Origin of the sequence: Pseudomonas sp. CP4 (assembly GCF_047758505.1) — a bacterium.
Lineage (GTDB): Bacteria > Pseudomonadota > Gammaproteobacteria > Pseudomonadales > Pseudomonadaceae > Aquipseudomonas > Aquipseudomonas fluorescens_AO.
In genome coordinates, this window is the sequence record NZ_CP180489.1 from 5,407,592 (window position 1) to 5,432,174 (window position 24,583).

General features: G+C 61.2%; 27 protein-coding genes. 15 read left to right on the plus strand and 12 right to left on the minus strand.

The genetic code is table 11. The features are described from left to right. Nucleotides 1–98 precede the first annotated feature (98 nt). From ACMYUN_RS24355 to ACMYUN_RS24365, 3 genes are all read left to right on the plus strand, one after another. Complete coding sequence (locus ACMYUN_RS24355; protein WP_129999629.1) at nucleotides 99–584, plus strand: DMT family transporter; 486 nt, start codon at nucleotides 99–101, stop codon at nucleotides 582–584. 3 nt (nucleotides 585–587) lie between these two features. After that, nucleotides 588–1,040 (plus strand): DMT family transporter, encoded by a 453-nt coding sequence (locus ACMYUN_RS24360; protein ID WP_310406540.1) that lies wholly within the window; start codon nucleotides 588–590, stop codon nucleotides 1,038–1,040. Between the two features lie 261 nt (nucleotides 1,041–1,301). Next, complete coding sequence (locus ACMYUN_RS24365; protein ID WP_129999627.1) at nucleotides 1,302–1,469, plus strand: metallothionein; 168 nt, start codon at nucleotides 1,302–1,304, stop codon at nucleotides 1,467–1,469. 22 nt (nucleotides 1,470–1,491) lie between these two features. Here ACMYUN_RS24365 and ACMYUN_RS24370 read toward each other — a convergent pair whose 3' ends face one another. Both ACMYUN_RS24370 and ACMYUN_RS24375 read right to left on the minus strand, forming a co-directional pair. After that, nucleotides 1,492–1,764 carry a hypothetical protein gene (locus tag ACMYUN_RS24370; RefSeq protein ID WP_129999626.1) on the minus strand — a complete coding sequence of 91 codons (273 nt, stop codon included), beginning with the start codon at nucleotides 1,762–1,764 and terminating at the stop codon, nucleotides 1,492–1,494. A gap of 49 nt (nucleotides 1,765–1,813) precedes the next feature. Beyond that, nucleotides 1,814–2,041, minus strand: coding sequence for a DUF6555 family protein (locus ACMYUN_RS24375; protein WP_415762001.1), 228 nt, complete (start codon nucleotides 2,039–2,041; stop codon nucleotides 1,814–1,816). Between the two features lie 146 nt (nucleotides 2,042–2,187). On the opposite strand from ACMYUN_RS24375, the gene ACMYUN_RS24380 reads away from it, so the two are divergent. From ACMYUN_RS24380 to mnmH, 7 genes are all read left to right on the plus strand, one after another. Further along, nucleotides 2,188–2,952 carry an AraC family transcriptional regulator gene (locus tag ACMYUN_RS24380; protein ID WP_415762002.1) on the plus strand — a complete coding sequence of 255 codons (765 nt, stop codon included), beginning with the start codon at nucleotides 2,188–2,190 and terminating at the stop codon, nucleotides 2,950–2,952. Between the two features lie 226 nt (nucleotides 2,953–3,178). Beyond that, entirely contained in the window at nucleotides 3,179–3,352 is a 174-nt protein-coding gene (locus tag ACMYUN_RS24385) for a DUF1427 family protein (RefSeq protein WP_073471384.1), read from the plus strand. 31 nt (nucleotides 3,353–3,383) lie between these two features. Beyond that, nucleotides 3,384–4,340 carry a quinone oxidoreductase family protein gene (locus tag ACMYUN_RS24390; RefSeq protein WP_415762003.1) on the plus strand — a complete coding sequence of 319 codons (957 nt, stop codon included), beginning with the start codon at nucleotides 3,384–3,386 and terminating at the stop codon, nucleotides 4,338–4,340. Between the two features lie 256 nt (nucleotides 4,341–4,596). Next, the gene (locus ACMYUN_RS24395) at nucleotides 4,597–5,067 is read left to right on the plus strand and encodes a hypothetical protein (RefSeq protein ID WP_415762004.1); all 471 of its coding nucleotides are present in this window, start codon (nucleotides 4,597–4,599) and stop codon (nucleotides 5,065–5,067) included. Between the two features lie 9 nt (nucleotides 5,068–5,076). Next, complete coding sequence (locus tag ACMYUN_RS24400) at nucleotides 5,077–5,706, plus strand: hypothetical protein (protein ID WP_415762005.1); 630 nt, start codon at nucleotides 5,077–5,079, stop codon at nucleotides 5,704–5,706. A gap of 173 nt (nucleotides 5,707–5,879) precedes the next feature. After that, nucleotides 5,880–6,914: a selenide, water dikinase SelD gene (selD, locus tag ACMYUN_RS24405; protein ID WP_024013506.1), complete on the plus strand. Its 1,035-nt coding sequence runs from the start codon at nucleotides 5,880–5,882 to the stop codon at nucleotides 6,912–6,914. Continuing rightward, complete coding sequence (mnmH, locus tag ACMYUN_RS24410) at nucleotides 6,914–8,017, plus strand: tRNA 2-selenouridine(34) synthase MnmH (RefSeq protein ID WP_415762007.1); 1,104 nt, start codon at nucleotides 6,914–6,916, stop codon at nucleotides 8,015–8,017. The genes selD and mnmH overlap by 1 nt, the downstream gene beginning before the upstream one ends. A gap of 134 nt (nucleotides 8,018–8,151) precedes the next feature. Here the strand turns inward: mnmH and ACMYUN_RS24415 are convergent, their stop codons facing one another. Then, a complete protein-coding gene (locus ACMYUN_RS24415; RefSeq protein WP_039763430.1) occupies nucleotides 8,152–8,826 on the minus strand; it encodes a hypothetical protein in 675 nt (224 codons plus the stop codon). Between the two features lie 283 nt (nucleotides 8,827–9,109). Here ACMYUN_RS24415 and ACMYUN_RS24420 point away from each other — a divergent pair, with 283 nt between their 5' ends. Continuing rightward, nucleotides 9,110–9,808: a glutathione binding-like protein gene (locus ACMYUN_RS24420; RefSeq protein WP_039763429.1), complete on the plus strand. Its 699-nt coding sequence runs from the start codon at nucleotides 9,110–9,112 to the stop codon at nucleotides 9,806–9,808. 246 nt (nucleotides 9,809–10,054) lie between these two features. Further along, a complete protein-coding gene (gene hemB / locus ACMYUN_RS24425) occupies nucleotides 10,055–11,029 on the plus strand; it encodes a porphobilinogen synthase (RefSeq protein WP_415762008.1) in 975 nt (324 codons plus the stop codon). A 124-nt stretch (nucleotides 11,030–11,153) separates the two neighbouring features. Here the strand turns inward: hemB and ACMYUN_RS24430 are convergent, their stop codons facing one another. Further along, nucleotides 11,154–12,683: an FAD-dependent oxidoreductase gene (locus tag ACMYUN_RS24430; protein WP_415762009.1), complete on the minus strand. Its 1,530-nt coding sequence runs from the start codon at nucleotides 12,681–12,683 to the stop codon at nucleotides 11,154–11,156. A 202-nt stretch (nucleotides 12,684–12,885) separates the two neighbouring features. Beyond that, nucleotides 12,886–15,090 carry a TonB-dependent receptor gene (locus ACMYUN_RS24435; RefSeq protein WP_415762010.1) on the minus strand — a complete coding sequence of 735 codons (2,205 nt, stop codon included), beginning with the start codon at nucleotides 15,088–15,090 and terminating at the stop codon, nucleotides 12,886–12,888. A 267-nt stretch (nucleotides 15,091–15,357) separates the two neighbouring features. On the opposite strand from ACMYUN_RS24435, the gene ACMYUN_RS24440 reads away from it, so the two are divergent. After that, nucleotides 15,358–16,440, plus strand: a complete 1,083-nt coding sequence (locus tag ACMYUN_RS24440) for a DUF1615 domain-containing protein (RefSeq protein ID WP_415762011.1) — start codon at nucleotides 15,358–15,360, stop codon at nucleotides 16,438–16,440. A 71-nt stretch (nucleotides 16,441–16,511) separates the two neighbouring features. Here the strand turns inward: ACMYUN_RS24440 and ACMYUN_RS24445 are convergent, their stop codons facing one another. From ACMYUN_RS24445 to ACMYUN_RS24460, 4 genes are all read right to left on the minus strand, one after another. Then, nucleotides 16,512–16,952 carry a phage infection protein gene (locus ACMYUN_RS24445; RefSeq protein ID WP_415762012.1) on the minus strand — a complete coding sequence of 147 codons (441 nt, stop codon included), beginning with the start codon at nucleotides 16,950–16,952 and terminating at the stop codon, nucleotides 16,512–16,514. A gap of 132 nt (nucleotides 16,953–17,084) precedes the next feature. Continuing rightward, entirely contained in the window at nucleotides 17,085–17,777 is a 693-nt protein-coding gene (locus tag ACMYUN_RS24450; protein ID WP_415762013.1) for an anti-sigma factor domain-containing protein, read from the minus strand. Further along, entirely contained in the window at nucleotides 17,774–18,301 is a 528-nt protein-coding gene (locus ACMYUN_RS24455; protein ID WP_039763419.1) for a sigma-70 family RNA polymerase sigma factor, read from the minus strand. The genes ACMYUN_RS24450 and ACMYUN_RS24455 overlap by 4 nt, the downstream gene beginning before the upstream one ends. 161 nt (nucleotides 18,302–18,462) lie before the next feature. Further along, a complete protein-coding gene (locus ACMYUN_RS24460; protein WP_415762014.1) occupies nucleotides 18,463–18,984 on the minus strand; it encodes a DUF3455 domain-containing protein in 522 nt (173 codons plus the stop codon). Nucleotides 18,985–19,275: 291 nt separating this feature from the next. Here ACMYUN_RS24460 and ACMYUN_RS24465 point away from each other — a divergent pair, with 291 nt between their 5' ends. Further along, nucleotides 19,276–19,905 carry a glutathione S-transferase N-terminal domain-containing protein gene (locus tag ACMYUN_RS24465; RefSeq protein WP_415762015.1) on the plus strand — a complete coding sequence of 210 codons (630 nt, stop codon included), beginning with the start codon at nucleotides 19,276–19,278 and terminating at the stop codon, nucleotides 19,903–19,905. A gap of 129 nt (nucleotides 19,906–20,034) precedes the next feature. Here the strand turns inward: ACMYUN_RS24465 and ACMYUN_RS24470 are convergent, their stop codons facing one another. Continuing rightward, nucleotides 20,035–20,475 (minus strand): CBS domain-containing protein, encoded by a 441-nt coding sequence (locus tag ACMYUN_RS24470; protein WP_039763416.1) that lies wholly within the window; start codon nucleotides 20,473–20,475, stop codon nucleotides 20,035–20,037. A 301-nt stretch (nucleotides 20,476–20,776) separates the two neighbouring features. Between ACMYUN_RS24470 and ACMYUN_RS24475 the strand changes: the two genes are divergently transcribed. Next, nucleotides 20,777–23,137: a DNA polymerase II gene (locus tag ACMYUN_RS24475; protein WP_415762016.1), complete on the plus strand. Its 2,361-nt coding sequence runs from the start codon at nucleotides 20,777–20,779 to the stop codon at nucleotides 23,135–23,137. On the opposite strand, the gene ACMYUN_RS24480 is transcribed toward ACMYUN_RS24475, so the two are convergent. Next, nucleotides 23,102–23,572, minus strand: a complete 471-nt coding sequence (locus ACMYUN_RS24480; RefSeq protein ID WP_415762017.1) for a DUF1810 domain-containing protein — start codon at nucleotides 23,570–23,572, stop codon at nucleotides 23,102–23,104. The two genes, ACMYUN_RS24475 and ACMYUN_RS24480, sit on opposite strands and share 36 nt — an antisense overlap. A gap of 24 nt (nucleotides 23,573–23,596) precedes the next feature. Then, nucleotides 23,597–24,418, minus strand: a complete 822-nt coding sequence (locus tag ACMYUN_RS24485) for an aldo/keto reductase (protein ID WP_415762018.1) — start codon at nucleotides 24,416–24,418, stop codon at nucleotides 23,597–23,599. Nucleotides 24,419–24,583: the final 165 nt, after the last annotated feature.

Consider the following 24,583-nt stretch of genomic DNA (forward strand, 5'->3'; position numbering starts at 1 on the left):
GCGTGTTGCGCAAAAGTGTTGTCCGGATGCTCCCATTTATCGCACAGCGGCGCCAGCCGATAATCCGCGCCATTGTTTTTGAGCGTGGAAGGTCAGGTATGCAGTCGTTGGATGAGGGATTGGTCGCCGCACCGGTGAAAAAATCGATGTTGCGTCTGCTGTTGCTGCCGCTGGTGATCCTTGCCGGCATGGGCTTGTCGGTCGAGGCCGGGTTGCTCGGGCCGCTGGGTGAGCAGGTCGGGCATTTGTGGGCGACGTTGAGCATCTTCGGCGTGGGTTCGGCGATTCTGTTTTTGCTCCTGCTGTTTGCCGGTCCGCAAAAAGGTCCCGCGCTGACCGAACTGCCGCGCTGGCAGTTGATCGGCGGTTTTCTCGGGCCGATCTACGTGGTGGTGCTGACGCTCGCGACGCCGCACATCGGCATTGCCATGACGATGATTGCGATTTTGTCCGGGCAGGTCGGCAAGAGTGTGCTGATCGACCATTTCGGCTGGTTCGGCGCGACGCGCAAGAAGGTCAACGGCGAGCGCTGGCTGGCGTTGGGCTTGATTGTGGTGGCTTTGGTTCTGATTGCGCGGGGGTGAGTGATGGGTCTGGTGATTTTGTTGGCGGTGGTGGTATTGGCCGGTGCGGTGTTGAGTGTGCAGGCCGCGATCAATGGGCGTTTGGGTGAGACGGTGGGTGTGCTGCGCTCCAGTTTGCTGACCTTTGCGGTGGGCACGGTGGTGACCGGGTTGTTGATTCTGTTTTTCGAACCGGCGCAGGCGGTGAGTCTGCTTGAGGTGCCGAAGTGGCAGTTGACCGGGGCGCTGTTCGGCGTGGTGTACATGATGGTGATGGTGGGTGCGGTGCCTGTGGTCGGGACGGCTGTGGCGACGGTGGCGGTGATTGTCGGGCAGTTGGGGATGGGGATGTTGATCGACAATTTTGGCTGGTTGGGGAATCCGGCGATCGGCTTGTCTTCGAGCCGGATGCTGGCGATGGTGTGTCTGGCGGTGGCGTTGGTATTCATGTATCGGAGTTCGCGGCAGGCGCAGTGATTTTTGAGTACATATCCGGTGCTGCGGGTGTTGCCCTCCGCTCAGCCTGCCGACGGGCTCTGAGATCAAGATCAAAAGCTACTTGAGCTAACGCTCATTGCTTTGTGCGGTGAACCCCTGTGGGAGCGAGCCTGCTCGCGAAAGCCATTTCTGCGTCGCCCAATCTCTCAACAGTTGGCCAGCCTGCAACACCACCTTCTACACTGTCCCTTATGGCTTGCTCGCAAGCTTCAGACAACCACCACGCAAGGAGTCTGTCCCATGTCCGACAAAAAATGCGACTGCCCGGGCTGCAACTGCACGATCAAAGAAGGCGATCATTCTTACGCTGTACACGGTAAACACTATTGCTGCGAGGCTTGCGCTCATCACCACAAGGGCGGTGAAGAGTGTGCGATGAAGGGTTGCGGTTGCGCCCATCCGAAATAATCACGGCAAAAAAAAGTGGAGCCTAATCAGGCTCCACTTCCATTTTCAGACTTTCGTCATCCCTTCGCTCAAAGTGCTTCACCGTACCTTGCAATGTTCGCCCTTCGACTTTGACCACCACAATCTTCGCCTGGTCGAGGTCTTCCGGTACCGGTGCCTGGACGCACAAGGTGAAGCGATAAGGGTCATCCGCGACCGTTTCCAGTGCGACTGCGCAATTCACCGTTTTGGTGATCTGGCCGAAGAAGGTGGTCAGGCCGTAGTCCAGTCGGGCCGGGTGATATGTGTCGGTCATCGGTCGATTCCCCCTGTCGATTGCCAAGCCTGCGGTAAAGGCGGTGGGGTCAGTTGGTCTGGCGCCAGGTGACGTTTTCCAGGCCGAATTTTTCTGCCATCGGTTTGCTGGTCTTTTGCACTTTCTCGCGGCCGAAGCGCGGGATGCGACCCACGCCCGCGTCGCAGCTTGCCCAGTGCCAGGCTTCGGCGTTGTCCATTTTGTCCGAGCGGATAATGAACGACTTGGGGGTGCCATGCAGTGTGTAGTTGATGACGTAAAGTTTTGCGTTGTTCATAAAGCCCGTATTCCTCCCTGTGGTAATAAACGGATCGCGCTGTGCCGAGAAAATTCAGTTGGATTGTCCGACGGTATCTATCGTTGGCGAGGGCCGGGCGTGCTGGTTACCATGGCGGCTTCGCCAACCCCCTGTGAACGCTCGCCATGGCCCTCGCCGCGCCCCCTGATCTGACCGATACCGATGTGCCCGTGCAACCGCTGGCGCGGACCTACCCGCGTGGCTTGTTCATTGAGCCGCACGAGCACGTCTGGGGGCAGTTGCTCTATGCGATGAGCGGGGTGATGTGGGTGGAAACCCCGCACGAAGCGCTGGTGGTGCCGCCGCAACGCGCGGTGTGGTTGCCGCCGGGGGTGCCGCACGGGATCCGGGTAGTGTCGGACTTGCAGATGCGCAATATCTACCTGCGCCCGGCGCTGGCGGCGACGCTGGATGCGACGGTGCAAGTGATCGAGGTCGGCGGTTTGCTGCGCGAGTTGATCGTCGGGCTGGTGGCGCAGGGAGATGCCGGCGAGGCTGAGTATTACGAGGCGCTGGTCGGGCTGGCGTTGCTGGAGCTGCACCGGGCAAGGCGTTCGCAACTGAAGATTCCGCTGCCGGACGAGTCCGACCGGCGTCTGATGAATCTGTGTCAAGCCGTGATGGCCGCGCCGTCGCTGGAGATCCCGTTCGAGCAGCATGCGCAGAACGCCGGGGCCAGCGTGCGCACCCTGGCGCGGTTGTTCAAGGACAGCCTCGGCATGGGCTTCGCCGAGTGGCGACGGCAGGTGCAGTTGGCCACAGCGGTGGCGTCCTTGATTCAGGGCGTGGCGGTGAGCGCCATTGCTCGCGATCTGGGTTATTCACCGAGCAGCTTCAGCGACATGTTTCGCCGGGAGCTGGGGGTGGCGCCTTCGCAATTTGCCGTGTAGGACAAATGTCTGATTTGTGAGATCCCTGTGGGAGCTGGCTTGCCAGCGATGGCGGCTTGGCATTCAACGGATATGTTGACTGACCCACCGCTATCGCTGGCAAGCCAGCTCTCACAAGGTTCTTTGTGAATTGGGGTTTTTGTCCGAAATTCAGAAGTCCTTGGCCGATACCGCTCCGCCCGTTTCCCTAGACTCTGCCCATCACTTATCGCGGCGGAGTTCCTCCATGAACTACCTCATTTCTCTGGCCATCGGCCTGGGCGTCGGCCTGCTCTATGGCGCGCTCGATTTCCGATCTCCCGCACCACCGGCGATCGCGTTGGTCGGTCTGCTCGGCATGTTGGCCGGTGAACAGTTGTGGCCGCTGGGCCGGCAACTGGTCGCTGGCTGGCTGTCCTGAATTTCCCTTTTTCTTTTCGGTGGATGTGCCCATGAAAGCGTTGCAATTCGATCAGACCGGCGACCTGTCTTCCCTGCGTTTCGTCGACGTTCCAACCCCGATGCCCGGCGCCAATGAAGTGCTGGTACAGATCAAGGCTGCCGGCCTCAATCCCAGCGATGTGAAAAACGTCCTCGGGCGCTTTCCCTACACCACGCTGCCGCGGATTCCGGGGCGGGATTTTGCCGGTGTGGTGGTCGAGGGGCCGCAAGCAATGATCGGTCAGGAAGTCTGGGGCACCGGGCGCGAGCTGGGCTTCTTCGCCGACGGCGCTCATGCACAATTTGTCAAACTGCCGGCCACTGGCGTGGCGCACAAACCGGCACATTTGAGTTTCGCCCAAGCGGCCAGTCTCGGCGTGCCGTACACCACGGCGTGGGATGCGCTGGAACGCAGCCTGGTCAGCGCCGATACGCGCTTGCTGGTGATCGGCGGCGGGGCAGTGGCAACCGCGGCTTTGGCCCTGGCAAAGGTGCGCGGCGCGCAATTGCTGGCGGCGGCGCGCCGGCCCGAGCAGGTGGCTGATTTGCAGCAGCAGGGCTATCAAACGATTCAGCTGGATAAGCCAGAAGACCTCGGTGCCCAGGTCAACGCGGTGTATCGCGGCGGCGCAGATGTGATCTTCGACACCACCGGTTTCTGGCTGCCGGCCTCGGTGGCGGCACTGGCCACCTTCGGCCGCATCGCCATCATCGCCGCGCCGGTCGACGGCCACGTGCAATTGCCGGCGCTGGCGCTGTATCGCAAGGGCGGCTCGGTGGTCGGGATCAACTCGTTGTTGTATGGCGTCGAGGCGTGCGCGGCGATGCTCGAGCAGTTCGGGCGGTTCTTCGATGAGGACCGCTTGCCACTGCCGCAGGGTCTGGTGGAGGTGCCGCTGGCTGAAGGGCTGGCGCGCTATGAAGAGGTCAATAATGGCGGTGGCGACAAGATCATCTTACTGCCCTGACTCACGCAAATCCCTGTGGGAGCGAGCCTGCTCGCGATGACGGTGGATCAGTTAAACAGTCGGCGACTGACACTCCGCTTTCGCGAGCAGGCTCGCTCCCACAGGGGAGCGCGCTGGATGCGGATGTTTCGGTTGATCTTGGCCGAGGTGGGAGACCCTCGGGGTGGTGGCCATTTTTCAGTTGTTGCTACCGGGTCGGTCAAGGAAAACCCTCCGGTACTGCTGGTAGAAACTCAATACCTCGAATGGGCTGACCATGCTGAATAATCACAATGAGCCTCTTGTTGATGCGCAAAGTGAGGTGATTAGAAGACCGGACGATGTAGAGCCGTTCCCAAGCGGAAGAATTACCTATCTCGCACCGTTGCCATTACCTACAGCAATACCGCCTTATGGGCCTCACATTGGGGAATTAAACGAAGCATACATGGACTTTGGGCTTGGACTCCCAGAGGTATTTTCGTGGCAGGTAATTCTCGGCGCGCCAACCGCAGGCGCCTTTATGATCATCGTTTTATTTCCTTTAGTTACAGGGTTACCAGGCATTATTTTTGGCTATGGAAACGGGGCCATTTGGGAATCAATGGTTGGTGTGTTCGAAGCGGGTTACGAGAACCAATCAATTTGCGGCCCCTTGATCCTTCTTATTGGCCTCGGCGTCTGGCACCACGCTCACAAAAAACGCCTCTCCCTCATCCCAACCCGCTTCAACCGCCAACGCCGCTAAGTCTGCTTCATGCCCGAAGGCGCCACCGAACCAGTCTTCATCCCATGGGAATCGCTTTCCGCGTGGATCATCGAAGCCAAGGGCTCCACCCAGTTCGGCATCCATCGCCAATACGGCATGGGCATCGGTTTTCGCCACGGCGAAACCCTCACCAGCCTCGAATTCCAATGCGCCGGCCTGGAGCTCGCGATCAGCCATTGGGAAGCGATTCGCGGTTACATGGAGTACGAAGTCAACGACCTCAAATCGATTCGGGATCTGCAGGATCTGCAAGGCCCGGACGACCCGCCCCACGAAGGCCTGCACACTTTCCGCAATGCCCGCGCGCGGATGCATCAGCAGATCCGTGAAGGCCGGCGCTCGCGGTTGTCGGGATTTTTTTGGTACCTGTATCACGTCATGACTTTATGGACGATTCCCAATCGCTTGGTCGAATGGGAAGTGCGCCGTCTGGAAAGAATCGGCAAGCAGGCGCTGCCGGAAGTCATGCGCGCATGGTCCGAGCCATTGCCGAAAGAGCAATGGGCCAAGCCCAGTGAAGAGCTGTTGCGACTAAGCGAACAAGTGCGGCGGATGCACAAGCGCCAGCCGCCTCGGCCGATTACGCAGATTTTCGCTGAGGTTGGCAGGCGGGGCTGACTGGACGGTGCAGGCAGGTTCGATTGCTTTCGCGAGCGGGCTAGCTCTCACAGGAGACCACCGTACAAATGTGGGAGCGAGCCTGCTCGCGAAGGGGGCCGCTCGGTCAGCACAAAAATCTGCGCGCTCGCGCTCTGCTAGAATCCGCCCCATTCATTGCCAGAGACTCTCCCATGAGCGAGCCGATTCGTCTGACCCAATACAGCCATGGCGCCGGTTGTGGCTGCAAGATTTCCCCACAGGTGCTGGAAGTGATCCTCGCCGGCAGCGGCGCACAGAACCTCGATCCGAAACTCTGGGTCGGCAATGCATCGCGCGATGACGCGGCGGTGTATGCGATCGATGCCGAGCGCGGGGTGGTGTCGACCACCGATTTTTTCATGCCGATTGTCGATGACCCGTTCGACTTCGGCCGCATCGCCGCAACCAACGCGATCAGCGACATCTATGCGATGGGCGGCGATCCGTTGATGGCGATCGCGATCCTCGGCTGGCCGGTGAATGTGCTGGCGCCGGAAGTGGCGCGGGAAGTGATTCGTGGCGGTCGCTCGGTGTGCGACGCGGCGGGCATTCCGTTGGCGGGCGGGCATTCGATCGATGCGCCGGAGCCGATCTTCGGCCTCGCCGTCACCGGTCTGGTGGAAAAGCGCCACATGAAACGCAACGACACCGCTACCGCCGGTTGCCTGTTGTACCTGACAAAACCGTTGGGCATCGGCATCCTCACCACCGCCGAAAAGAAGGGCAAGTTGCGCGCCGCCGATGTCGGTGTCGCCCGTGACTGGATGTGCACCCTGAACAAGCCTGGCAGCCGTTTCGGCAAACTCGCCGGCGTCACCGCGATGACCGACGTCACCGGTTTCGGCCTGCTCGGACACTTGGTGGAAATGGCCGATGGCAGCCAGTTGACCGCGCGCATCGCCTATGACCGCGTGCCGCGTCTGGACAGCGTCGAGTACTACCTCGATCAGGGCTGCGTGCCGGGCGGTACGCTGCGCAACTTCGACAGCTATTCGAGCAAGGTCGGCCGCGTGCAGGAGTTGCACAAACGCGTGCTGTGCGATCCGCAGACCAGCGGCGGTCTGCTGATTGCGGTCACGCCTGAAGGCAATGACGAGTTCCTCGGCGTCGCCGCCGAACTGGGCCTGAACCTTGCGCCGATCGGCGAACTGGTCGAGCGACAGACGAACGCGGTCGAGGTGATTTGATGCTCCGCGACTGCACCGACTACCGCGACATTTTCCTCAACGACCGACCAATGATGGATGCCCGCGCGCCGGTCGAGTTTCACAAAGGCGCGTTCCCCGGCGTGGTCAATCTGCCGCTGATGAACGATCTGGAGCGGCAGAAGATCGGCACCTGCTACAAGCAGCATGGCCAGCAGGCGGCAATCGAGCTGGGCCATCAACTGGTGTCTGGCGCAGTCAAGGCCGAGCGCATCCAGGCCTGGGCCGATTTTGCCCGGGCCCATCCCGATGGTTATCTGTATTGTTTCCGTGGTGGCTTGCGCTCGCAGATCACCCAGCAGTGGTTGCGCGACGAGGCGGGCATCGACTATCCGCGCGTCGGCGGCGGCTACAAGGCGATGCGCAGTTTTTTGATCGATGCCCTTGAGCAGGCCATCGCGCAGTGTGATTTTGTTTTGCTCGGCGGCATGACCGGCACCGGCAAGACCGAAGTGCTGGTGCAATTGCGCAACGGTGTCGATCTGGAAGGCCACGCCAACCATCGCGGCTCCAGTTTCGGCAAACGTGCCACCGGGCAGCCGTCGAACATCGATTTCGAGAATCGCCTGGCCATCGACTTTCTGAAGAAACGCGATGCCGGGATCGAGCAGTTTGTGCTCGAAGACGAGAGCCGTGTGGTCGGCAGTTGCGCCTTGCCGTTGCCGCTGTATCAGGGCATGCAACAGTACCCGATGGTCTGGCTGGAAGATCGTTTCGAGGATCGTGTCGAACGGATCCTGCGTGATTACGTCATCGATCTATCGGCGGAGTTCGCCTCGCTGCACGGCGAAAACGGTTTTGCCTTGTTTTCCGAACGTCTGCTGGAAAGCCTCAACAACGTACAGAAACGCCTCGGCGGTGAGCGCCATTCGCGGATGCTGGTGTTGATGGAGCAGGCGCTGGCCGAGCAGGGCCGCAGCGGTGCGGTGGAGCTGCATCGCGGCTGGATCGAGGGTTTGCTGCGCGAGTATTACGACCCGATGTATGTGTTCCAGCGCGAGAAGAAGGGCGGACGGATTGAGTTTGCCGGAGAGCGGGGGGCGGTGATCGAGTATTTGCGCGCGAGGGTGAGCCAGAGGGTTTGAAGGCATTATCGCTGGCCCCATCGCGGGCAAGCCCGCTCCCACAGGTATTGTGGGTGTACAGGTAATTCATACACACCCTCATACCTGTGGGAGCTGGCTTGCCAGCGATAGGGCCGGGTCAGGCAATACAGAACTCAGGTCGGGCAAGTGTCCTTGCCGTTATCCAGCCCCTGTTTGTAGCTATGACTCTGCAGACTGGCCTTGCCGTTGTGCCACTTCAGGGTCAGCACATACAGCGAGTCGAAGTCATCGCCGGCCCAGTCATCGGTAATTTTCTGCCGCTCGCCCACCGCATTGCCGGCGACCTTGTTGATCAGCTCCGGCAGGTAGCCGTGAGACCAGGCGGTGTAGATCGTCGAGTTGTGGTACTTCTCGTCCAGCAGCTCGCGGGCCAGATCGCTGGTGTCGTTGGCGGAGAACTCGATGTTCACCGGCAGGCCAAGTTTGATCGCGGCCGGGCTGATGGTCATCAGCGGACGAATGTAGCTGTAGGAATTGTCCAGTTCGCCTTCCTCGACATTGCGCGTCGGGTTGGCGGCGAACACATAGTCGGCCTTGCCGAATTTTTCCGGCAGCAGGGTCGACAGGTCGATGGCGCGGTTCAGGCCCTGGCAGTTGAGCTGGCCGAGGCCGCCTTCGGGCTTTTCCGCGTGGCGCAGGAACACCAGCGTCTGCGTGCCGTCCGCCGGTTGTGCGCGGCTTTCGCTGGATTCGAGGGAAAGAAACAGCGCACTGACTGCCAGCAGGGAGGGCAGGGCCACGTACGCGCGATGTTTGAAGCGTTTGGCGAAACTCATCAGGTTCGTCATCAATTCGAGGGTTCTTCAGCAAAATCGGTTAAGGCTGACAAACCTTGGCACCGCGGGCTCCCAGCACCGGGTGTTTCCCTGTCGTGAACAGCTTCCTCTGCGAGAAAGGCATAGCTCAGAGTCCTGTAATGCCCGTTTGGTTCGATCCGGGCCAGTGCGCAGCACTCTAACGGCAACCTTTGCGGGCATGCGGGCAGGTTAGCGACAGGATGTTACGGTTCGTGTAGGCGCGGCGGCAGGCCTACTTTATGATCGGTTTTCAATTTGTGACTGGATGCTTCCAATGACCGATCTGTCTGCATTCCCGATTACTCAGAAATGGCCGGCGCAGTACCCGGACTGGATTCAGCTCTACTCCCTGCCGACCCCCAACGGCGTCAAAGTGTCGATCATGCTCGAAGAGATCGGCCTGCCGTACGAGCCGCACCGCGTCGGTTTCGACACCAACGACCAGACCTCGGCAGAGTTTCTCTCGCTCAATCCGAACAACAAGATTCCGGCGATCCTCGATCCGCATGGCCCGGAAGACCAGCCGCTGCCGCTGTTCGAATCCGGCGCGATCCTTATTTATCTCGCCGACAAGAGCGGCCAGTTGCTCGCTCAGGAAGGCGCGCTGCGCTACGAGACCATCCAATGGCTGATGTGGCAGATGGGCGGCATCGGCCCGATGTTCGGCCAGCTCGGTTTCTTCAACAAATTCGCCGGCAAGGATTACGAGGACAAGCGCCCGCGTGATCGTTATGTCGAGGAGAGCAAACGTCTGTTGAACGTACTCAACACCCGCCTCGAAGGCCGCGACTGGATCATGGGCGAGCGCTACACCATCGCCGACATCGCCACGTTCCCGTGGGTGCGTAACTTGATCGGGTTTTATGAAGCCGGAGATCTGGTGGGCATTGAGAACTTCCCGAATGTCACGCGCGTGCTGGAGAAATTCCTCGCCCGCCCAGCCGTAATCCGCGGCCTGACCATCCCCTCCTGACAACACACATCCCCCTGCGGGAGCGGGCTTGCTCGCGAAAGCATCCCGTCAGTTGACGCATCTGTTGCTGACCCACTGCTTTCGCGAGCAAGCCCGCTCCCACAGGGATTTATGTTGCTGCAAAGAGATTATTGCGTACCCGGTAACGCTCTCTTGATTGATCCAGGTTTGTCCCGCACCCGCCGCAAGGCATAAGCTTCGCCCCCTACGACTTTCGTCTCATCCGCTGTTTTCAGGAAAGGCCCCATGTCCAGTCAGTTCCCCGAAGCACGTCCCCGCCGCCTGCGCCGCAATGCGAGCCTGCGCAGTCTGTTCCAGGAAACCGAATTCAGCCTCAACGATCTGGTCCTGCCGATTTTCGTCGAGGAAGACATCGACGACTTCGTGCCGATCACCAGCATGCCCGGCGTGCAGCGCATTCCCGAGCGCAAACTGGCCAGTGAAATCGAGCGCTATGCCCGTGCCGGCATCAAGTCGGTGATGACCTTTGGCGTGTCCCATCATCTGGATGCCAACGGCAGCGACACCTGGCGCGAAGACGGGCTGGTGTCGCGCATGTCGCGCATTGCCAAGGACGCCGTGCCGGACATGATCGTGATGTCCGACACCTGCTTCTGCGAGTACACCGATCATGGCCATTGCGGCGTGATGCACAACCACGAAGTCGACAACGACCAGACTCTGTTCAACCTCGGCAAGCAAGCCGTGGCCGCCGCCCGCGCCGGGGCTGACGTGATCGCACCGTCGGCAGCAATGGACGGCCAGGTGCGCGCGATTCGCCAGGCGCTGGACGCCGCCGGCTTCACGCAGATTCCGATCATGGCCTATTCGACCAAATTCGCCTCGGCGCTGTATGGCCCGTTCCGCGAGGCCGGCGGCAGCGCGCTCAAGGGCGATCGCAAAAGCTATCAGATGAACCCGATGAATCGCCGCGAAGCCCTGCGCGAATCGCTGCTCGATGAGCAGGAAGGCGCCGATGCGCTGATGGTCAAGCCGGCTGGCGCGTACCTCGATATCATCCGCGACATTCGCCAGGCTTCGAACCTGCCATTGGCGGCATATCAGGTCAGCGGCGAGTACGCGATGATCAAGTTCGGCGCCCAGGCCGGGGCGATCGATGAAGATCGCGTGGTGCGCGAAAGCCTTGGCGCAATCAAGCGTGCCGGGGCGGATCTGATCTTCACTTACTTTGCGATGGATCTGGCACTGGCGGGAATTTAATCAACGCTGCAAATGCAACTGTGGGAGCGGGCTTGCTCGCGAATTCGGACTGTCAGGCAGCGCATCTGGCACTGACACACCGCCTTCGCGAGCAAGCCCGCTCCCACAGTTGAAGGGTGGTTTGTCAGTTGAAGAACGGGCGGATGCCGTGATCGCGGAAGTAGCGTTCGATCACCTTTGGATCGGCACTGTTATCCGCCACCGCCACATAAGTATCCGGCCGCAACAGATAAAACCCGTTGCGCCCCAATCCCGCCGTTTCAAACGCCGGTCGCCAGTCGAACACATGCAGCGGCAAGTGATGTTCATTGCACCAGGCGATCATTTCGTCGCTGGTGTCGCCGTAGACATGCACCTGCCAGCACGGCTGCCGTAGCGGCTCGAAGTTATCTCCCTCGCCATCATGCGCCCACGGCAAGCGGTCACCGCCGTGCACGTGGCCCGCTTCGCCCTGGCTCAGCGGCATGCCGCGATAGTTTAGGGTGACCTGCGAGACCGTGCGAAACAGGAACTCGCGGCTGGCTTCGAACGAGGCCATTTTCGGTATCAGAAACGGCGCCACACGCATCCGTAGCAGGTCGGCCATGCGCCCCTCGGCGGTGACGAAACTGAACACCTTGTCGGTGGTGGACACCAGGCGGCGAGCGAAGGCGATGCGCTCGGTTTCGTAGGTGTCGAGCAGCCTCGGTTCGGCACCACCACTGAGCACGGCGGCGAGTTTCCACGCCAGATTGATCGCATCGCCGATGCCGGTGTTCATACCCTGGCCACCGGCCGGACTGTGTACGTGGGCGGCATCGCCTAGCAGAAACGCCCGACCGCTGCGAAAGTGCTCCGCCACCCGGTGATGCACGCGGTAGGTGGAGAACCAGTGGACGTCTTCGATATGCACTTTCAGGTGTTCAATGGCGCGGCTGCTGACGTCGGAAAATTGCAGGGTGTCGGCGCGCTCGGCGCGTTCATCACGCACCGTGCCGATCAACCGCGCACGGCCTGCGCCGGCCAGCGGGAACACCGCGAGAAAATCCGCTTCGTCGAGGTCCAGATGCAGCTCGCCATTCAGCGCCGGGCCGCTGGCCGTGACGTCGGCGACGTAGAAAATCTGCTGATAGGTACCGCCGGGAAAGTCGGTGTCGAGGGTTTTGCGCACCACCGAACGCGCACCGTCGCAACCGGCCAGATAACAGGCCTGACAGACTTCCTGGCGGCCATCGGGCAGGCGCAGATGAGCGGTGAGGGTGTCGCCGGTTTCTTCGAAGCTGTCCAGCGCGGTATTGCGCTCGACGCTGACGCCGTAGTCTTCCAGACGCTCGAGCAGCAGCCGTTCGTGCTCGTCCTGCGGGAAAATTTCGACGAAGGCGTAGGGCGTCAAGCCTTCGCCGATGCGCTTGAGCGGCAACTGCGCGACCGCTTTGCCGTTGACCCAGAAATTCGCCGCCGCAACCTGATGGCCGCGACGCACGATGGTGTCGGTGAGGTCGAGTTGGCGGTAGAGCTCGAGGGTGCGTGCCTGCACCGCCAGCGCGCGGGAAGTGGTGCCGGGTGCCGAGGTCTTGTCGATGATGCGCACGCGCACGCCGAGTTTGCTCAGCCACAGGGCGAGGACCAGACCGGTCGGGCCGGCGCCGATGATCAGCACGTCGCTGCGGTTCATGGGGCTGTCCTCTTGTGGCTGTGCAGCAAGTATGGATCAGGTCGCCAGTTCCGGCCTCTTCGCGAGCAGGCTCGCTCCCACAGGGAACGCATTCCAGTGTGGGAGCGAGCCTGCTCGCGAAGAAGCCGGATCAAGCACCACAAAAACCAGAAAGGCCCCGCAACTGTGAAGCTGCGGGGCCTTTTTTACGACGCGATGACGCTTAGAAGTCGATCGTCCCCGACAACTTCGCCACTCGCGGTTCGCCCTGGGTCAGGTAGCCGCCCTGAGCCGATTCCCAGTACTTCTTGTTCGCCACGTTTTCAACGCCGAACCGCACGGTCACGTCCTTCTCCGACACCTTGAACGCATAACGCGCGCCCGCGTCGAAGCGGTTCCACGTTGGCAGGCTGAGGTTGTTCGCGGCATCGGCGTATTGCCCGCCGGTGCGCAGCATCCGCGCATTCAGCGCAACGCCTTGCAGGCCCGGCACGTCCCAATCCACGCCAGCGTTGAACTGGAAGGTCGGCACGCCGATGGCGTGGTTGCCGTCGTTGGCGCCGTTGAGGGTGTTTTTCAGTTCGGTGTCCATCAGAGTCAGGCCGCTGATCAGGCGCAGGCCGTCGATCGGCTCGCCGAACACGTTCATTTCCACGCCTTTGTTGATCTGCTCGCCTTCACGCACGTAGGTGCAAGTGGTGGCGCTGTTGATTTCGCAGTAGCCGTCGCTTGGTTGTTCGATGCGGTAAACACCCAGACTCGCGCCGTAGGTGCCCATGTCGACTTTCACGCCCAGCTCGGTCTGCTTGGAGCGCTTCGGTGCGTAAACCTCGTTGCCATTGGTCACGCGGAAACCGCCGGAGCTGGTCGGCGAGGTCGGTCCCTGGGCCAGACCTTCGATGTGGTTGGCGTAGAACGACACATGCTCCCACGGCTTGAACACGATGCCGTACACCGGCGTGGTGATCGACTCGTCGTAGCTCGACGAGCGCGGTCCGCTGCCGTAGCTGGCGTAGCTGTAACCCTGCACCACCAGTTGCTGACGACGCAGACCAGCGGTGACCAGCAGGCGATCGTCGAAGAACCCGAGGGTGTCGGAGATCGCCACGCTGCGGTTGAAGGTCTTGCCGACGATGCCTGGATCGTTGAGATCGCCACCGGCGAAGTTACCGACCGGTGCCGGAGGGGTGATCGGGTGATAGATATTGTTGGAGTAGCGGGTCAGGTCGAAGTCATAGGCACTGCGCTGCTCAGCCCAGATCCCGGTCAGGCCGAAATTCAGCTTGTGGCTGACCGGGCCGGTGTTGAACTTGCCGTTGAGACCGGCCATGACGCTGGTGTTGTCCTCGTCATGTGGGACGAACGAGCCGGTGGTGAACGAGGCGCCGCTGTTGCCGACCAGCGTGGTCGAGTTGTAGCGCCCGACTTCACGGGTGTGCTTGGCGCCACCGGCGGCGTAGGCGGTCCAGTTGTCGTTGAGGTCGTATTCGGCGCGGAGCATGCCGAAGGTGTCTTCGATATCGGTATAACCCCATTTCGGCGCGTAGTTGGTGTCCGCCGATGGCGCGTCCGGGATGTGCGTGGCGGTGCCGAGGTTGACCGAGCTGCGGCCACCGTTGACGCGCTCCTTCTGATAGGCAAAGTCACCGGAAACCCGCAGCGCGTCGCCGCGGTAATCCAAACCGATGGCGAACAGTTTCGAGCGCTGGTTCTCGTGATCAATGCCGGTGTCGCCTTCGCGCTGCGACAGGTTGACCCGCGCGCCGAAGCGGTTGTCTTCGCCGAAACGCTGGCCGATATCGAAGTGATGACCGATGCGGCCTTCGCTGTTGATGTCGGTGGTGTAACGGCGCAGCGGCACGTCGCCGGCGCGCTTGGGTTGCAGGTTGACGCCGCCGCCGATGCCGGAACCGGTCGGGGTCACGCCGTTGATGAAGGCGTTGGGGCCTTTGAACACTTCCACGCGCTCCAGCGCATCGGTGGAAATGATCTGCCGGGGCAATACGCCGTAGAGGCCGTTATAGGAAATATCGTCGCCATTGAGCGGCAGGCCGCGAATCATGAAGACCTGCGCCTGGTTGGAGAAGCCCGAGGCCTGGCGCACGGAAGAATCGTTGAGCAGCACGTCGGCGACGTTTTCCGCCTGCTGGTCCTGGATCAGCTGCTCGGTGTAGGACGCTGCGCTGAACGGCACGTCCATCATGTCTTGATTGCCGAGCACGCCCAGCTGACCGCCGCGCGCGACCTGACCGCCAGCGTAGACCGGGGGCAGGGCGTTGGGCGCAGGGGCCTGGGCATTGACGTTGACGTCGTCGAGCACCAGCGCTTTGCTGTTGTCTTCAGCGGCGTGGGCGGTGACAGTCAGGGAGCACAGCAGGGCAAGCAAAGTCGGGCGAAATGGAGCGCCGAGTCGAGCTGAAGCGGGCATGTCGGATACCTGGAGGCGAACGGCCAATGAAAAAATAAGGGCGGCGCGGAACTCCTTGCGCTAATGCGACTCCAGGCGCGAATGATAGGGTTTCGCAGTAACGTTTTGCAATCAGTTTGTCATCCGTAGGAGCTGCCGAAGGCTGCGATCTTTTGATCTTGCTTTTTGCAGATCAAGGTCAATCTCAAGACCAAAAGATCGCAGCCTGCGGCAGCTCCTACGCGGGTTGTGTATGGTGGTCTGGCTAATTTGATTGGATGGAGCAACATGCGATTACTCATTACTCTCGGCGCTTTGCTGCTGCTCGCCGGTTGCGCCAGCCAGCGCAGCAACGAACCGGCGCCGCGCCCGCCGGCTGAAGTGAAGGCTGAAATTGTTCGGCTGTTGCCGGCGAAAACTGCCGACCGTCAGGGCTGGGCCACGGACATCTACGCCGCGTTCGCCGCGCAAGGCATCAACACCACCACGCAGAATCTGTGTTCGGTACTCGCCGTGGCCGAGCAGGAATCGACTTTCCAGGCCGACCCGACGGTGCCCGGTCTGGGCAAGATCGCCCGCGACGAGATCGACCGCCGCGCCGCCAAGGTGCACATCCCCAGCCTGTTGGTCAGCGGCGCTCTGCAAGTGCGCTCGCCCAACGGCAAGACCTACAGCGAACGCCTGAATGCGGCGCGCAGTGAAAAGGAGCTGAGCGCGATTTTCGATGACTTCATCGGCATGGTTCCGATGGGCCGCACGCTGTTCGGTGGCTTCAACCCGGTGCACACCGGTGGGCCGATGCAGGTCAGCATCGAATTTGCCGAGGAGCACGCCAAGGATTACCCGTACCCGGTGGACGGCACGATCCGCCGTGAAGTGTTCAGTCGGCGCGGCGGCATGTATTTCGGCATCGCCCACTTACTCGGCTACCCGGTGAATTACCGCGAGCCGCTGTATCGCTTCGCCGATTTCAACGCCGGCTGGTACGCCAGCCGCAATGCCGCGTTTCAGAATGCGGTCAGCCGCGCTTCCGGTATCCCGCTGACTCTGGACGGTGACCTGATTCGCTACGACTCGATCATGCCCGGCAGCACTGAACTGGCGGTGCGCACCCTCGGCAAGTCGCTGGGCATGCGCAACCCGACGATTCGCGATCAACTGGAGAAGGGCAAGACCCTGGAATTCGAGGAGACCAAACTCTATCAGCGCGTGTTCGAACTGGCGGAGCGGGCCGAAGGCAAAACGTTACCGCGCGCGGTATTGCCGGGGATTGTGCTGCAGAGTCCGAAGATCACCCGCAAACTCACCACCGCCTGGTTCGCCAAGCGCGTGGACGAGCGTTACAAGCGCTGCATGGCCAGAGCCGGATAAAACAAACAGACATAAAAAACCCGGCTGCGGGAGCCGGGTTTCTCTGCGGTGTTGCGCTTGAAGCCGTGCATTCAGGCAACACGGCGTTCGATCAGACGATCCGAACCACCTTCAGCAACGCGACGTTCGATCAGACGATCCGAGCCACCTTCGGCAACACGGCGTTCGATCAGGCGATCAGCGCCACCTTCGGCAACACGGCGTTCGATCAGGCGATCAGCGCCACCTTCGGCAACGCGGCGTTCGATCAGGCGATCAGCGCCACCTTCGGCAACGCGGCGTTCGATCAGGCGATCAGCGCCACCTTCGGCAACGCGGCGTTCGATCAGGCGATCAGCGCCACCTTCGGCAACACGGCGTTCGATCAGACGATCCGAACCACCTTCAGCCAGACGGCTTTCGATCAGTTTGTCCGAGCCGCCTTCGGCGATCATGGTGTGCGCCGGGGTAGCGGCGAAAGCGTTAACGGCGAAAACCGAGAAAGCAATGCTGAGGAGAGTCTGGCGTTTCATGATGGTGTGCTCCGGGGTGTTGTTGGTTGGTATGGAGCTGATGTTACGCCCGGAATTTTTTATGAGAACTTCATTGCCGTGATGGTGAACATCGACGTTGATGATGGTTGCGGACAACCGCGTAGCAGAGCCTCAGAGCACCTTCACCGCACGCCCGATCGCCTGAATCGGCCCGGTCGGTTTGCCGATCGGTGAGCCATTGGCGCCTTCCAGGGTCAGCTCAAACAGCTGGTTCGGTTGCAACGGCGGCAGCTTGTCCAGCGGCACCGACAAAGCCTGCCCTGGCTTGACCAAGCCCAATGACACCGGCCCCGACCAGCCGTCAGCCTTGGTCCAGAACTCCAGCGCCTTGTCCGCCGGCACCTCGACCACGCCCAGCGGAATCAACTGGATCTCCCGCGCATTGCTCGCCTGAATCACCCAGCCCGGGGCCTTGTCCTGCGGCGCTACCAGCACCACCAGATAACTCGGTTTCGGTGCTGTCTGGGTCAGCAGCATGGTGCCGAGGATCAACGTCGCCGCCAGCCCGGCCGCACTCAAACCGCGCCACAGCGGCAGCAGGTTCCACCACGAGGTCAGCGGTTTCTTCACCGTCAGCCGTTCGAGACTGCGTTCGATGCGAGGCCATAGCTGCGCCGACGGTTGCTGAGGTTCGGCCAGATCGGTCAGCTCCAGCAGGCGCCGCTCCCAGGCATCCACCGCCGCGCGCAATTCGGGATCGTTTGCCAGGCGCCGTTGCACCTCGCTGCGCTGCTCGAACGACAAGGTACCGAGCACATATTCGCCGGCCAGTTCATCCCGTTCCTGCGCTGATTCGCCGGTCATCCCATGCACTCCCGCAAAGCATTGAGGCTGCGCTTGATCCACGCCTTGACCGTGCCCAGCGGCGTGTCGAGGCGCGCGGAAATCTGCGCGTGGCTGTAACCGTCGACGTAAGCGTGGAGGATGCAGCTGCGCCGCTGCGGTTCCAGTTGCTCGAGGCAGCGATGAATGCGTGCCGAGTGAACATCGACCGCCTCATCAGGCGCCGCTGACTCATGTTCTTCGCTGAACGGCGTTTCCCGACTTTGCTTGCGTAACTGATTCAAAGCCAGGTGCCGGGTCACGCTGAACATCCAGCCCCGCGCCGAACCGCGTGCCGGGTCGAACCCGGCCGCGCCGTTCCAGATCTTGATAAACGCCTCATGCACAATGTCCTCCGCCAGCGCCGTATCGCGCACCAGCCGCTTGGCCACGCCGAGCAGGCGCGGGCCTTCCTGCACATACAAATCGCGCAAAGCCACGCGCTCCCCCCGGGCACAGGCAGCGAGGCGGGCTTCGTAATCGAAAACGGATTCGGCTAAAGGCATGGCGTGCAATCTAGCTCACATTTCCCAAACATCCAGACGCGTTGTTCCCTGTGGGAGCGAGCCTGCTCGCGAAGGCGGTGGGTCAGAAAGTAATAAGGCGACTGACACTCCGTCTTCGCGAGCAGGCTCGCTCCCACAGGATTGTGCACTGCTTCCGGATATCAGTTCGCCGCCCAGAAAATATAATCCGCCTGGTACTTCACCACTTCCTGCTTGCCCTTGTTCGCCATGGTGCACTCACTGCCCGGCGCCACGCCGCCCTTTAGCGCAACGCGCTGGATATAGCTGACCCCGGTCATCGCGCCTTTGCCCTCGGCCGGATTGGCCTTGACCAGTTGATAGGGCAGGTTGCCCGGGCTCGACGGGGCCACGGCCAATTGTGTGCCGGTGACTTTCGAACCGTCCTTGGCTTGCCAGGTCGCTGGCGGGCCGAAATAGGTGCCGACCTGTTTGCCGCTGCGATCATTGAGCACCGCTTTCGGGCCGACAAAGGTCCACTCGGTCTGCCCGGCCATATTGGGTTTGTCGCGGCATTCGTAGGTGATCTCGCCAACCCCGGTGGTTTCCAGGGCAATCATGTGCCCGTCCGGCACCTTGATCGCGTCGGGATAACTGCTCTGGGCGAAGGTGGTCGTGGTGAAAGCGAGCAAACCGGTGAAGCCAATCAGCTGGGTGATATTCATCCGATGATTCTCCGAAAAGGGTAGAGCGCTGACAGCACCAGAGTGGGCTGTTACAGGGACTACCCCTGGCGGAGGCGATTGGATGCAGTGGTCATGAAAAATATTTCAATGACCCACCCCAATTCCTTGTAGGCGTGAGCCTGCTCGCGATGGCGGCGTGTCAACCAAATCCATGTCACTGGAATAGCCCTATCGCGAGCAGGCTCACTCCTACATGGGTTACGTCGGAGACTTTTACACCCGAGCCACAGCCATCTACCCTGTGCAGAGGCCTTATCGGGGGAATCGGACATGTACCAGCTCTACGGGCACAAGAATTCCGGCGCGGCTGCCATCGAGGCAGCGCTGGAGTTGTGCCAGATCGCTTACCGCTTCATTGATACCGAAGCCAGCGCCGAAGCCGACGAGGCGTTGGGCAAACTCAATCCGCTGAAACAGATACCGACCTTGCAACTGCCGGACGGCAGCGCCATGACCGAAAGTGCGGCGATCCTGATTCACCTGGGCCTGACTTTTCCCAAGTCCGGCCTGTTGCCGAGCAAGGCTGCCGATCGTGATCAGGCGATTCGCGGTCTCGCCTATATCGTCAGCAATTGCTATGCGGCGGTCGGCATCATCGATTACCCCGAGCGCTGGCTGAGCACGCCCGACGAGAGCGCACGGCAAAACCTGATCGCCGGCGCCCGCCAGCGCTTGCACTTCAGTTGGGAGGTGTTTGCCGATCAGTTTGCCGGCGAGCTGTATCTGGATGACGAAACGCCCGGCGCGCTGGATGTGCTGGCGGCCGTGGTGAGCCGCTGGGGCGGCAGCCGCGAACATCTGCGCCAGACCCGCCCGGGCTTCTATGCGTGGCTGCAAAGGATCGACCGGCACCCGGTACTGGCACCGGTGTTTGAGCGGCATTGGCCGTCTCAGGGCTGACAATGGATCCCCTGTGGGAGCGGGCTTGCTCGCGAATGCGGTGGGTCAGCCAATGATGTATTGACTGACCCACCGCATTCGCGAGCAAGCCCGCTTCCACAGGGTCAAGTATGAGCGGAAGACCGGAATTTACTCCCCGCGAATATACTGCTCCAGCTGTTTGATCAGCTCGGCCTGTTCGGCAATCGCTTCCTTCACCAGGTCGCCGATCGACAGCAGGCCAATCAACTGGCCGTCTTCGACCACCGGCAAGTGGCGCAGGCGTCTGTCCGACATGATCCCAAGGCAAGTATCGACGGTTTGCCGGGTGTCCACGGTAATCACGTCCTTGACCATGATGTCGCGCACTGGCGTACCGACCGAAGAGCGCCCGTGCAGCACCAGTTTGCGTGCATAGTCGCGCTCGCTGATGATGCCGACCACTTTGTCGTCTTCGACCACCAGCAAGGCGCCGACGTTTTTCTCGGCCATCTTCATCAGCGCTTCGAGCACCATGTGATCGGGTTTGATCTGGTGCACTTCCTGATTTTTCTGATCTTTGAGCTTGAGCAGTTGGGCGACGGTCTTCATGGCGGTTACTCAGGTGTTGTCGTTGTTCATCAAGCATCGTAGACGTAGCCGCGCAGGGCAAGGTGGCAAAGCGGCAGTTAGCGTGCAAAAAACGCCATTTGCCGGAAAAAACTTCTTTGTATCGGTAAATGAAGCATCTGTGGTTAGGGGATTCATCCCCGTTGGCCTGCGCAGCAGGCCCTTTCATTAAAAGCGGGGCCGCTTCGCGGCCAGCGGGGATAAATCCCCTCGCCACAGATAAATCCCTCGCCACAAATGCTGCGTAGAATGGCGTTCTGATTGAAACGTTGAGGTCGCAGTGGTGGATTTACAGCAGGGCTTCGTCCTGACCCGGCATTGGCGCGATACGCCGGCCGGCACCGAAGTCGAGTTCTGGCTGGCGACTGACGCCGGGCCGCGCCGTGTGCGTCTGGCGCATCAGCCGTCGGTCGCGTTTATTCCCGCCGCACAGCGAGAAGCGGCCGAGCGGCTGTTGCACGATGAAAAGAATGTGGAACTGCGACCGTTGGCGCTGCTGGATTTTCAGCATCGTCCGGTGCTCGGTCTGTATTGCCAGCAGCACGGCCAGTTGATGCGTCTCGAAGCCGCGCTCAACCGCGCCGGCGTCGACGTCTTTGAAGCCGACGTGCGCCCGCCGGAACGCTATCTGATGGAGCGCTTCATCACCGCGCCCGTGCTGTTCGGCGGTACGCCGGGTGCTGACGGCGTATTGGTCAACGCCCAGTTGAAACCTGATCCCGGCTACCGGCCGAAACTGCGTCTGGTCTCGCTCGACATCGAGACCACCGAAAACGGCGAGCTGTATTCGATTGCGCTGGAAGGCTGCGGCGAGCGCCAGGTGTACATGCTCGGCGCGCCGAACGGCGACGCCAGCATTGTCGATTTCGACCTCGAATACTGCGATTCACGCACGCTCATTCTGAAGAAACTCAACGATTGGTTCGCCCGCCACGACCCTGACGCGATCATTGGCTGGAACGTTGTGCAGTTCGATTTGCGCATCCTTCACGAACACGCGCGACGCCTCGGCGTGCCGCTGAAAATCGGCCGTGGCGGCGAAGAAATGCAATGGCGCGAGCACGGCAGCCGTAATCACTATTTCGCCTCGGCCGCGGGGCGGCTGATCATCGATGGCATCGAGTCGTTGCGTTCGGCGACCTGGAGTTTCCCCTCGTTCAGCCTGGAAAACGTCGCGCAGACCCTGCTCGGCGAAGGCAAGGCGATCAACAATCCGTACCAGCGCATGGACGAGATCAACCGGATGTTCGCCGAAGACAAACCGGCGCTGGCCAAATACAACCTCAAGGACTGCGAACTGGTCACGCGGATCTTCGCCAAGACCGAACTGCTGACGTTTTTGCTTGAACGGGCCAGCGTCACTGGTTTGCCGGCCGACCGCAGCGGTGGTTCGGTCGCCGCGTTCACCCATTTGTACATGCCGTTGATGCACCGTCAGGGCTTCGTTGCGCCCAATCTGGGCACTAATCCACCCCAGGCCAGCCCCGGCGGTTTCGTTATGGATTCGCGTCCCGGTTTGTACGAATCGGTGTTGGTGCTCGATTACAAAAGCCTCTACCCGTCGATCATCCGCACCTTTCTGATCGACCCGGTGGGCTTGATCGAGGGCCTGCAACACCCGGACGACGCTGACTCGGTAGCGGGGTTTCGTGGCGCACGCTTCTCGCGCACCCGGCATTGTCTGCCGTCCATCGTGGCGCGGGTGGCCGAAGGGCGCGAGACCGCCAAACGCGAGCACAACGCGCCGCTGTCTCAGGCGCTGAAAATCATCATGAACGCCTTCTATGGCGTGCTCGGCTCCAGCGGTTGCCGGTTTTTCGATACCCGGCTGGCCTCGTCGATCACCTTGCGCGGCCACGAAATCATGCTGCGCACTCGCCAGTTGATCGAAGAGCAGGGCCACGCGGTGATTTACGGCGACACCGATTCAACCTTTGTCTGGCTGCGCAGCCTGCACGGTCAGGAAGAAGCAGCGCAAATCGGCCATGCGCTGGTCAAGCACGTCAACGATTGGTGGCGCGCGCATGTGCGCGAGGAATACGGGCTGGACAGCGCGTTGGAATTGCAGTTCGAGATTCACTACAAGCGTTTTCTGATGCCGACGATTCGCGGCGCGGAGGAGGGCAGCAAGAAGCGCTACGCCGGACTCGTCGCCCGCGCCGATGGCAGCGAAGAAATGGTCTACAAAGGCCTGGAAACCGTGCGCACCGACTGGTCGCTGCTGGCCCGGCAGTTTCAGCAAGAGCTGTATGAGCGGATTTTCCAGCGCAAGCCGTATCAGGAATACGTCCGCGACTACGTGCGCAAGACCCTCGCTGGCGAGTTCGATGATCGGCTGATCTATCGCAAGCGCCTGCGCCGTACCCTCGACGATTACGAACGCAACGTGCCGCCGCACGTCCGCGCGGCGCGGCTGGCCGATGACTACAACGCCGAGCAGGGGCGGCCCCGGCAGTATCAGAACGGCGGCTGGATCAGCTACGTCATCACCCTGGCCGGCCCGGAGCCGCTGGAGGTACGCCGCGCCGCCATCGACTACGACCACTACATCACCCGCCAGCTGCAACCGGTGGCGGATGCGATTCTGCCGTTTGTCGATGACGACTTCTCAACCCTGATCGGTGGGCAATTGGGCCTGTTTTGAGTCGAGCAATTGCAGCGTCCACGCATCGAGAATGCCGTGGAAATAACGCTCCAGCGCCTGATGGAACAGACTGTCCTCGGCGCTGAACTGGGCGTAAAGGGTCATCGAAGAATGAAATTTGAGGTCGTCGGGATGGCCGAAAATTTCAGCAATCGAGCGCTGCGACACATTCAGGACCAGCTGTGTGCAGGTACGCAGCCGCGCCCCGAGCAGTTCGTCGGCCAAGTAGGCCTGGGCTTCCTCGGCTGAACCAATCGCAAAGCGTCGGGCCATTTCGCTGCCGCCCAGTCCGGCGAACTGCGGAAAGACGAACCACATCCAGTGGCTGCGCTTGTGGCCCGTTTCGAGTTCACGCTGGACCCGTTCGAACACCGGGTCCTGTGCCTGGACAAAACGTTGCAGGTTGTACGGGTCGTGCAGATCTGTGCTTCTCATGGCGAAGCCCTCGCAGTCGGCAGCTCAAACCATCGCCAGCCGCTGCTTGCGTTGAGGCGCCGGGAACACTTTGTCCAGCGCCGCCAGATCCCCGGCGTCCAGTTGCAACTGCGCCGCCTCGGCATTGAGTTGCACATGCTCCGGGCGCACAGCCTTGGGAATCGCAATCACGCCGTCCTGACGCAGGAGCCACGCCAGTGAAATCTGCGCCGGGGTAGCGTTGTAGCGCCTGGCAATGTCCTGCAGAACCGGCTCGGCGAGCATCGCGCCGCCCTGGCCGATCGGACAGTAAGCCATCAGCGGCAGGCGCTGATGCTGGCACCACGGCAGCAAATCGAATTCGATGCCGCGCTCCTCGAGGTTGTACAGCACCTGATTGGTGGCGCAGGCCGAGCTGGACAGTTCTTCGAGATCGTCGACATCGAAATTCGACACGCCCCAACGGCCGATTTTGCCGTCCTCGCGCAGGCGTTCGAAGGCTTCGACGGTTTCCTCCAGCGGATACTGACCACGCCAGTGCAGCAGATACAGATCGATGTAGTCGGTACCGAGCCGACGCAAACTGCGCTCGCAGGCTTGCGGGATGCCTTGGCGGCTAGCGTTGTGCGGGTAGACCTTGCTGACCAGAAAGACCTTGTCGCGCAGACCGGCGATGGCTTCGCCGACCACCGTTTCGGCACCGCCCTCGGCATACATCTCTGCGGTGTCGATCAGGCTCATGCCCAGCTCGATGCCGGTGCGCAGCGCCGCCACTTCACGGCTGTGCGCCGAACGATCCTCGCCCATGCGCCAGGTGCCCTGACCCATTACGGGAACCTGCACACGGGCCAACTCAAGGGTACGCATTCAAACCTCCTGCCTGAAAGAATGGGTGTCTTTAGTGGGCAGCAGAATAGCGTTGGGGTTCAAAAAGCAAAAAAGATCGCAGCGGTCCGCAGCTCCTACGAGATCGTTCCCACGCTCCGCGTGGGAATGCATCAAGGGACGCTCCGCGTTCCAGCTCTGAAAGGG

Excerpts from the sequence above, each read along its gene's own strand:
- ACMYUN_RS24355 (WP_129999629.1), top strand. The coding sequence starts at position 99 with ATGCAGTCGTTGGATGAGGGATTGGTCGCCGCACCGGTGAAAAAATCG.
- ACMYUN_RS24360 (WP_310406540.1), top strand. The coding sequence starts at position 588 with ATGGGTCTGGTGATTTTGTTGGCGGTGGTGGTATTGGCCGGTGCGGTG.
- ACMYUN_RS24365 (WP_129999627.1), top strand. The coding sequence starts at position 1,302 with ATGTCCGACAAAAAATGCGACTGCCCGGGCTGCAACTGCACGATCAAA.
- ACMYUN_RS24370 (WP_129999626.1), bottom strand. The coding sequence starts at position 1,764 with ATGACCGACACATATCACCCGGCCCGACTGGACTACGGCCTGACCACC.
- ACMYUN_RS24375 (WP_415762001.1), bottom strand. The coding sequence starts at position 2,041 with ATGAACAACGCAAAACTTTACGTCATCAACTACACACTGCATGGCACC.
- ACMYUN_RS24380 (WP_415762002.1), top strand. The coding sequence starts at position 2,188 with ATGGCCCTCGCCGCGCCCCCTGATCTGACCGATACCGATGTGCCCGTG.
- ACMYUN_RS24385 (WP_073471384.1), top strand. The coding sequence starts at position 3,179 with ATGAACTACCTCATTTCTCTGGCCATCGGCCTGGGCGTCGGCCTGCTC.
- ACMYUN_RS24390 (WP_415762003.1), top strand. The coding sequence starts at position 3,384 with ATGAAAGCGTTGCAATTCGATCAGACCGGCGACCTGTCTTCCCTGCGT.
- ACMYUN_RS24395 (WP_415762004.1), top strand. The coding sequence starts at position 4,597 with ATGCTGAATAATCACAATGAGCCTCTTGTTGATGCGCAAAGTGAGGTG.
- ACMYUN_RS24400 (WP_415762005.1), top strand. The coding sequence starts at position 5,077 with ATGCCCGAAGGCGCCACCGAACCAGTCTTCATCCCATGGGAATCGCTT.
- selD (WP_024013506.1), top strand. The coding sequence starts at position 5,880 with ATGAGCGAGCCGATTCGTCTGACCCAATACAGCCATGGCGCCGGTTGT.
- mnmH (WP_415762007.1), top strand. The coding sequence starts at position 6,914 with ATGCTCCGCGACTGCACCGACTACCGCGACATTTTCCTCAACGACCGA.
- ACMYUN_RS24415 (WP_039763430.1), bottom strand. The coding sequence starts at position 8,826 with ATGACGAACCTGATGAGTTTCGCCAAACGCTTCAAACATCGCGCGTAC.
- ACMYUN_RS24420 (WP_039763429.1), top strand. The coding sequence starts at position 9,110 with ATGACCGATCTGTCTGCATTCCCGATTACTCAGAAATGGCCGGCGCAG.
- hemB (WP_415762008.1), top strand. The coding sequence starts at position 10,055 with ATGTCCAGTCAGTTCCCCGAAGCACGTCCCCGCCGCCTGCGCCGCAAT.
- ACMYUN_RS24430 (WP_415762009.1), bottom strand. The coding sequence starts at position 12,683 with ATGAACCGCAGCGACGTGCTGATCATCGGCGCCGGCCCGACCGGTCTG.
- ACMYUN_RS24435 (WP_415762010.1), bottom strand. The coding sequence starts at position 15,090 with ATGCCCGCTTCAGCTCGACTCGGCGCTCCATTTCGCCCGACTTTGCTT.
- ACMYUN_RS24440 (WP_415762011.1), top strand. The coding sequence starts at position 15,358 with ATGCGATTACTCATTACTCTCGGCGCTTTGCTGCTGCTCGCCGGTTGC.
- ACMYUN_RS24445 (WP_415762012.1), bottom strand. The coding sequence starts at position 16,952 with ATGAAACGCCAGACTCTCCTCAGCATTGCTTTCTCGGTTTTCGCCGTT.
- ACMYUN_RS24450 (WP_415762013.1), bottom strand. The coding sequence starts at position 17,777 with ATGACCGGCGAATCAGCGCAGGAACGGGATGAACTGGCCGGCGAATAT.
- ACMYUN_RS24455 (WP_039763419.1), bottom strand. The coding sequence starts at position 18,301 with ATGCCTTTAGCCGAATCCGTTTTCGATTACGAAGCCCGCCTCGCTGCC.
- ACMYUN_RS24460 (WP_415762014.1), bottom strand. The coding sequence starts at position 18,984 with ATGAATATCACCCAGCTGATTGGCTTCACCGGTTTGCTCGCTTTCACC.
- ACMYUN_RS24465 (WP_415762015.1), top strand. The coding sequence starts at position 19,276 with ATGTACCAGCTCTACGGGCACAAGAATTCCGGCGCGGCTGCCATCGAG.
- ACMYUN_RS24470 (WP_039763416.1), bottom strand. The coding sequence starts at position 20,475 with ATGAAGACCGTCGCCCAACTGCTCAAGCTCAAAGATCAGAAAAATCAG.
- ACMYUN_RS24480 (WP_415762017.1), bottom strand. The coding sequence starts at position 23,572 with ATGAGAAGCACAGATCTGCACGACCCGTACAACCTGCAACGTTTTGTC.
- ACMYUN_RS24485 (WP_415762018.1), bottom strand. The coding sequence starts at position 24,418 with ATGCGTACCCTTGAGTTGGCCCGTGTGCAGGTTCCCGTAATGGGTCAG.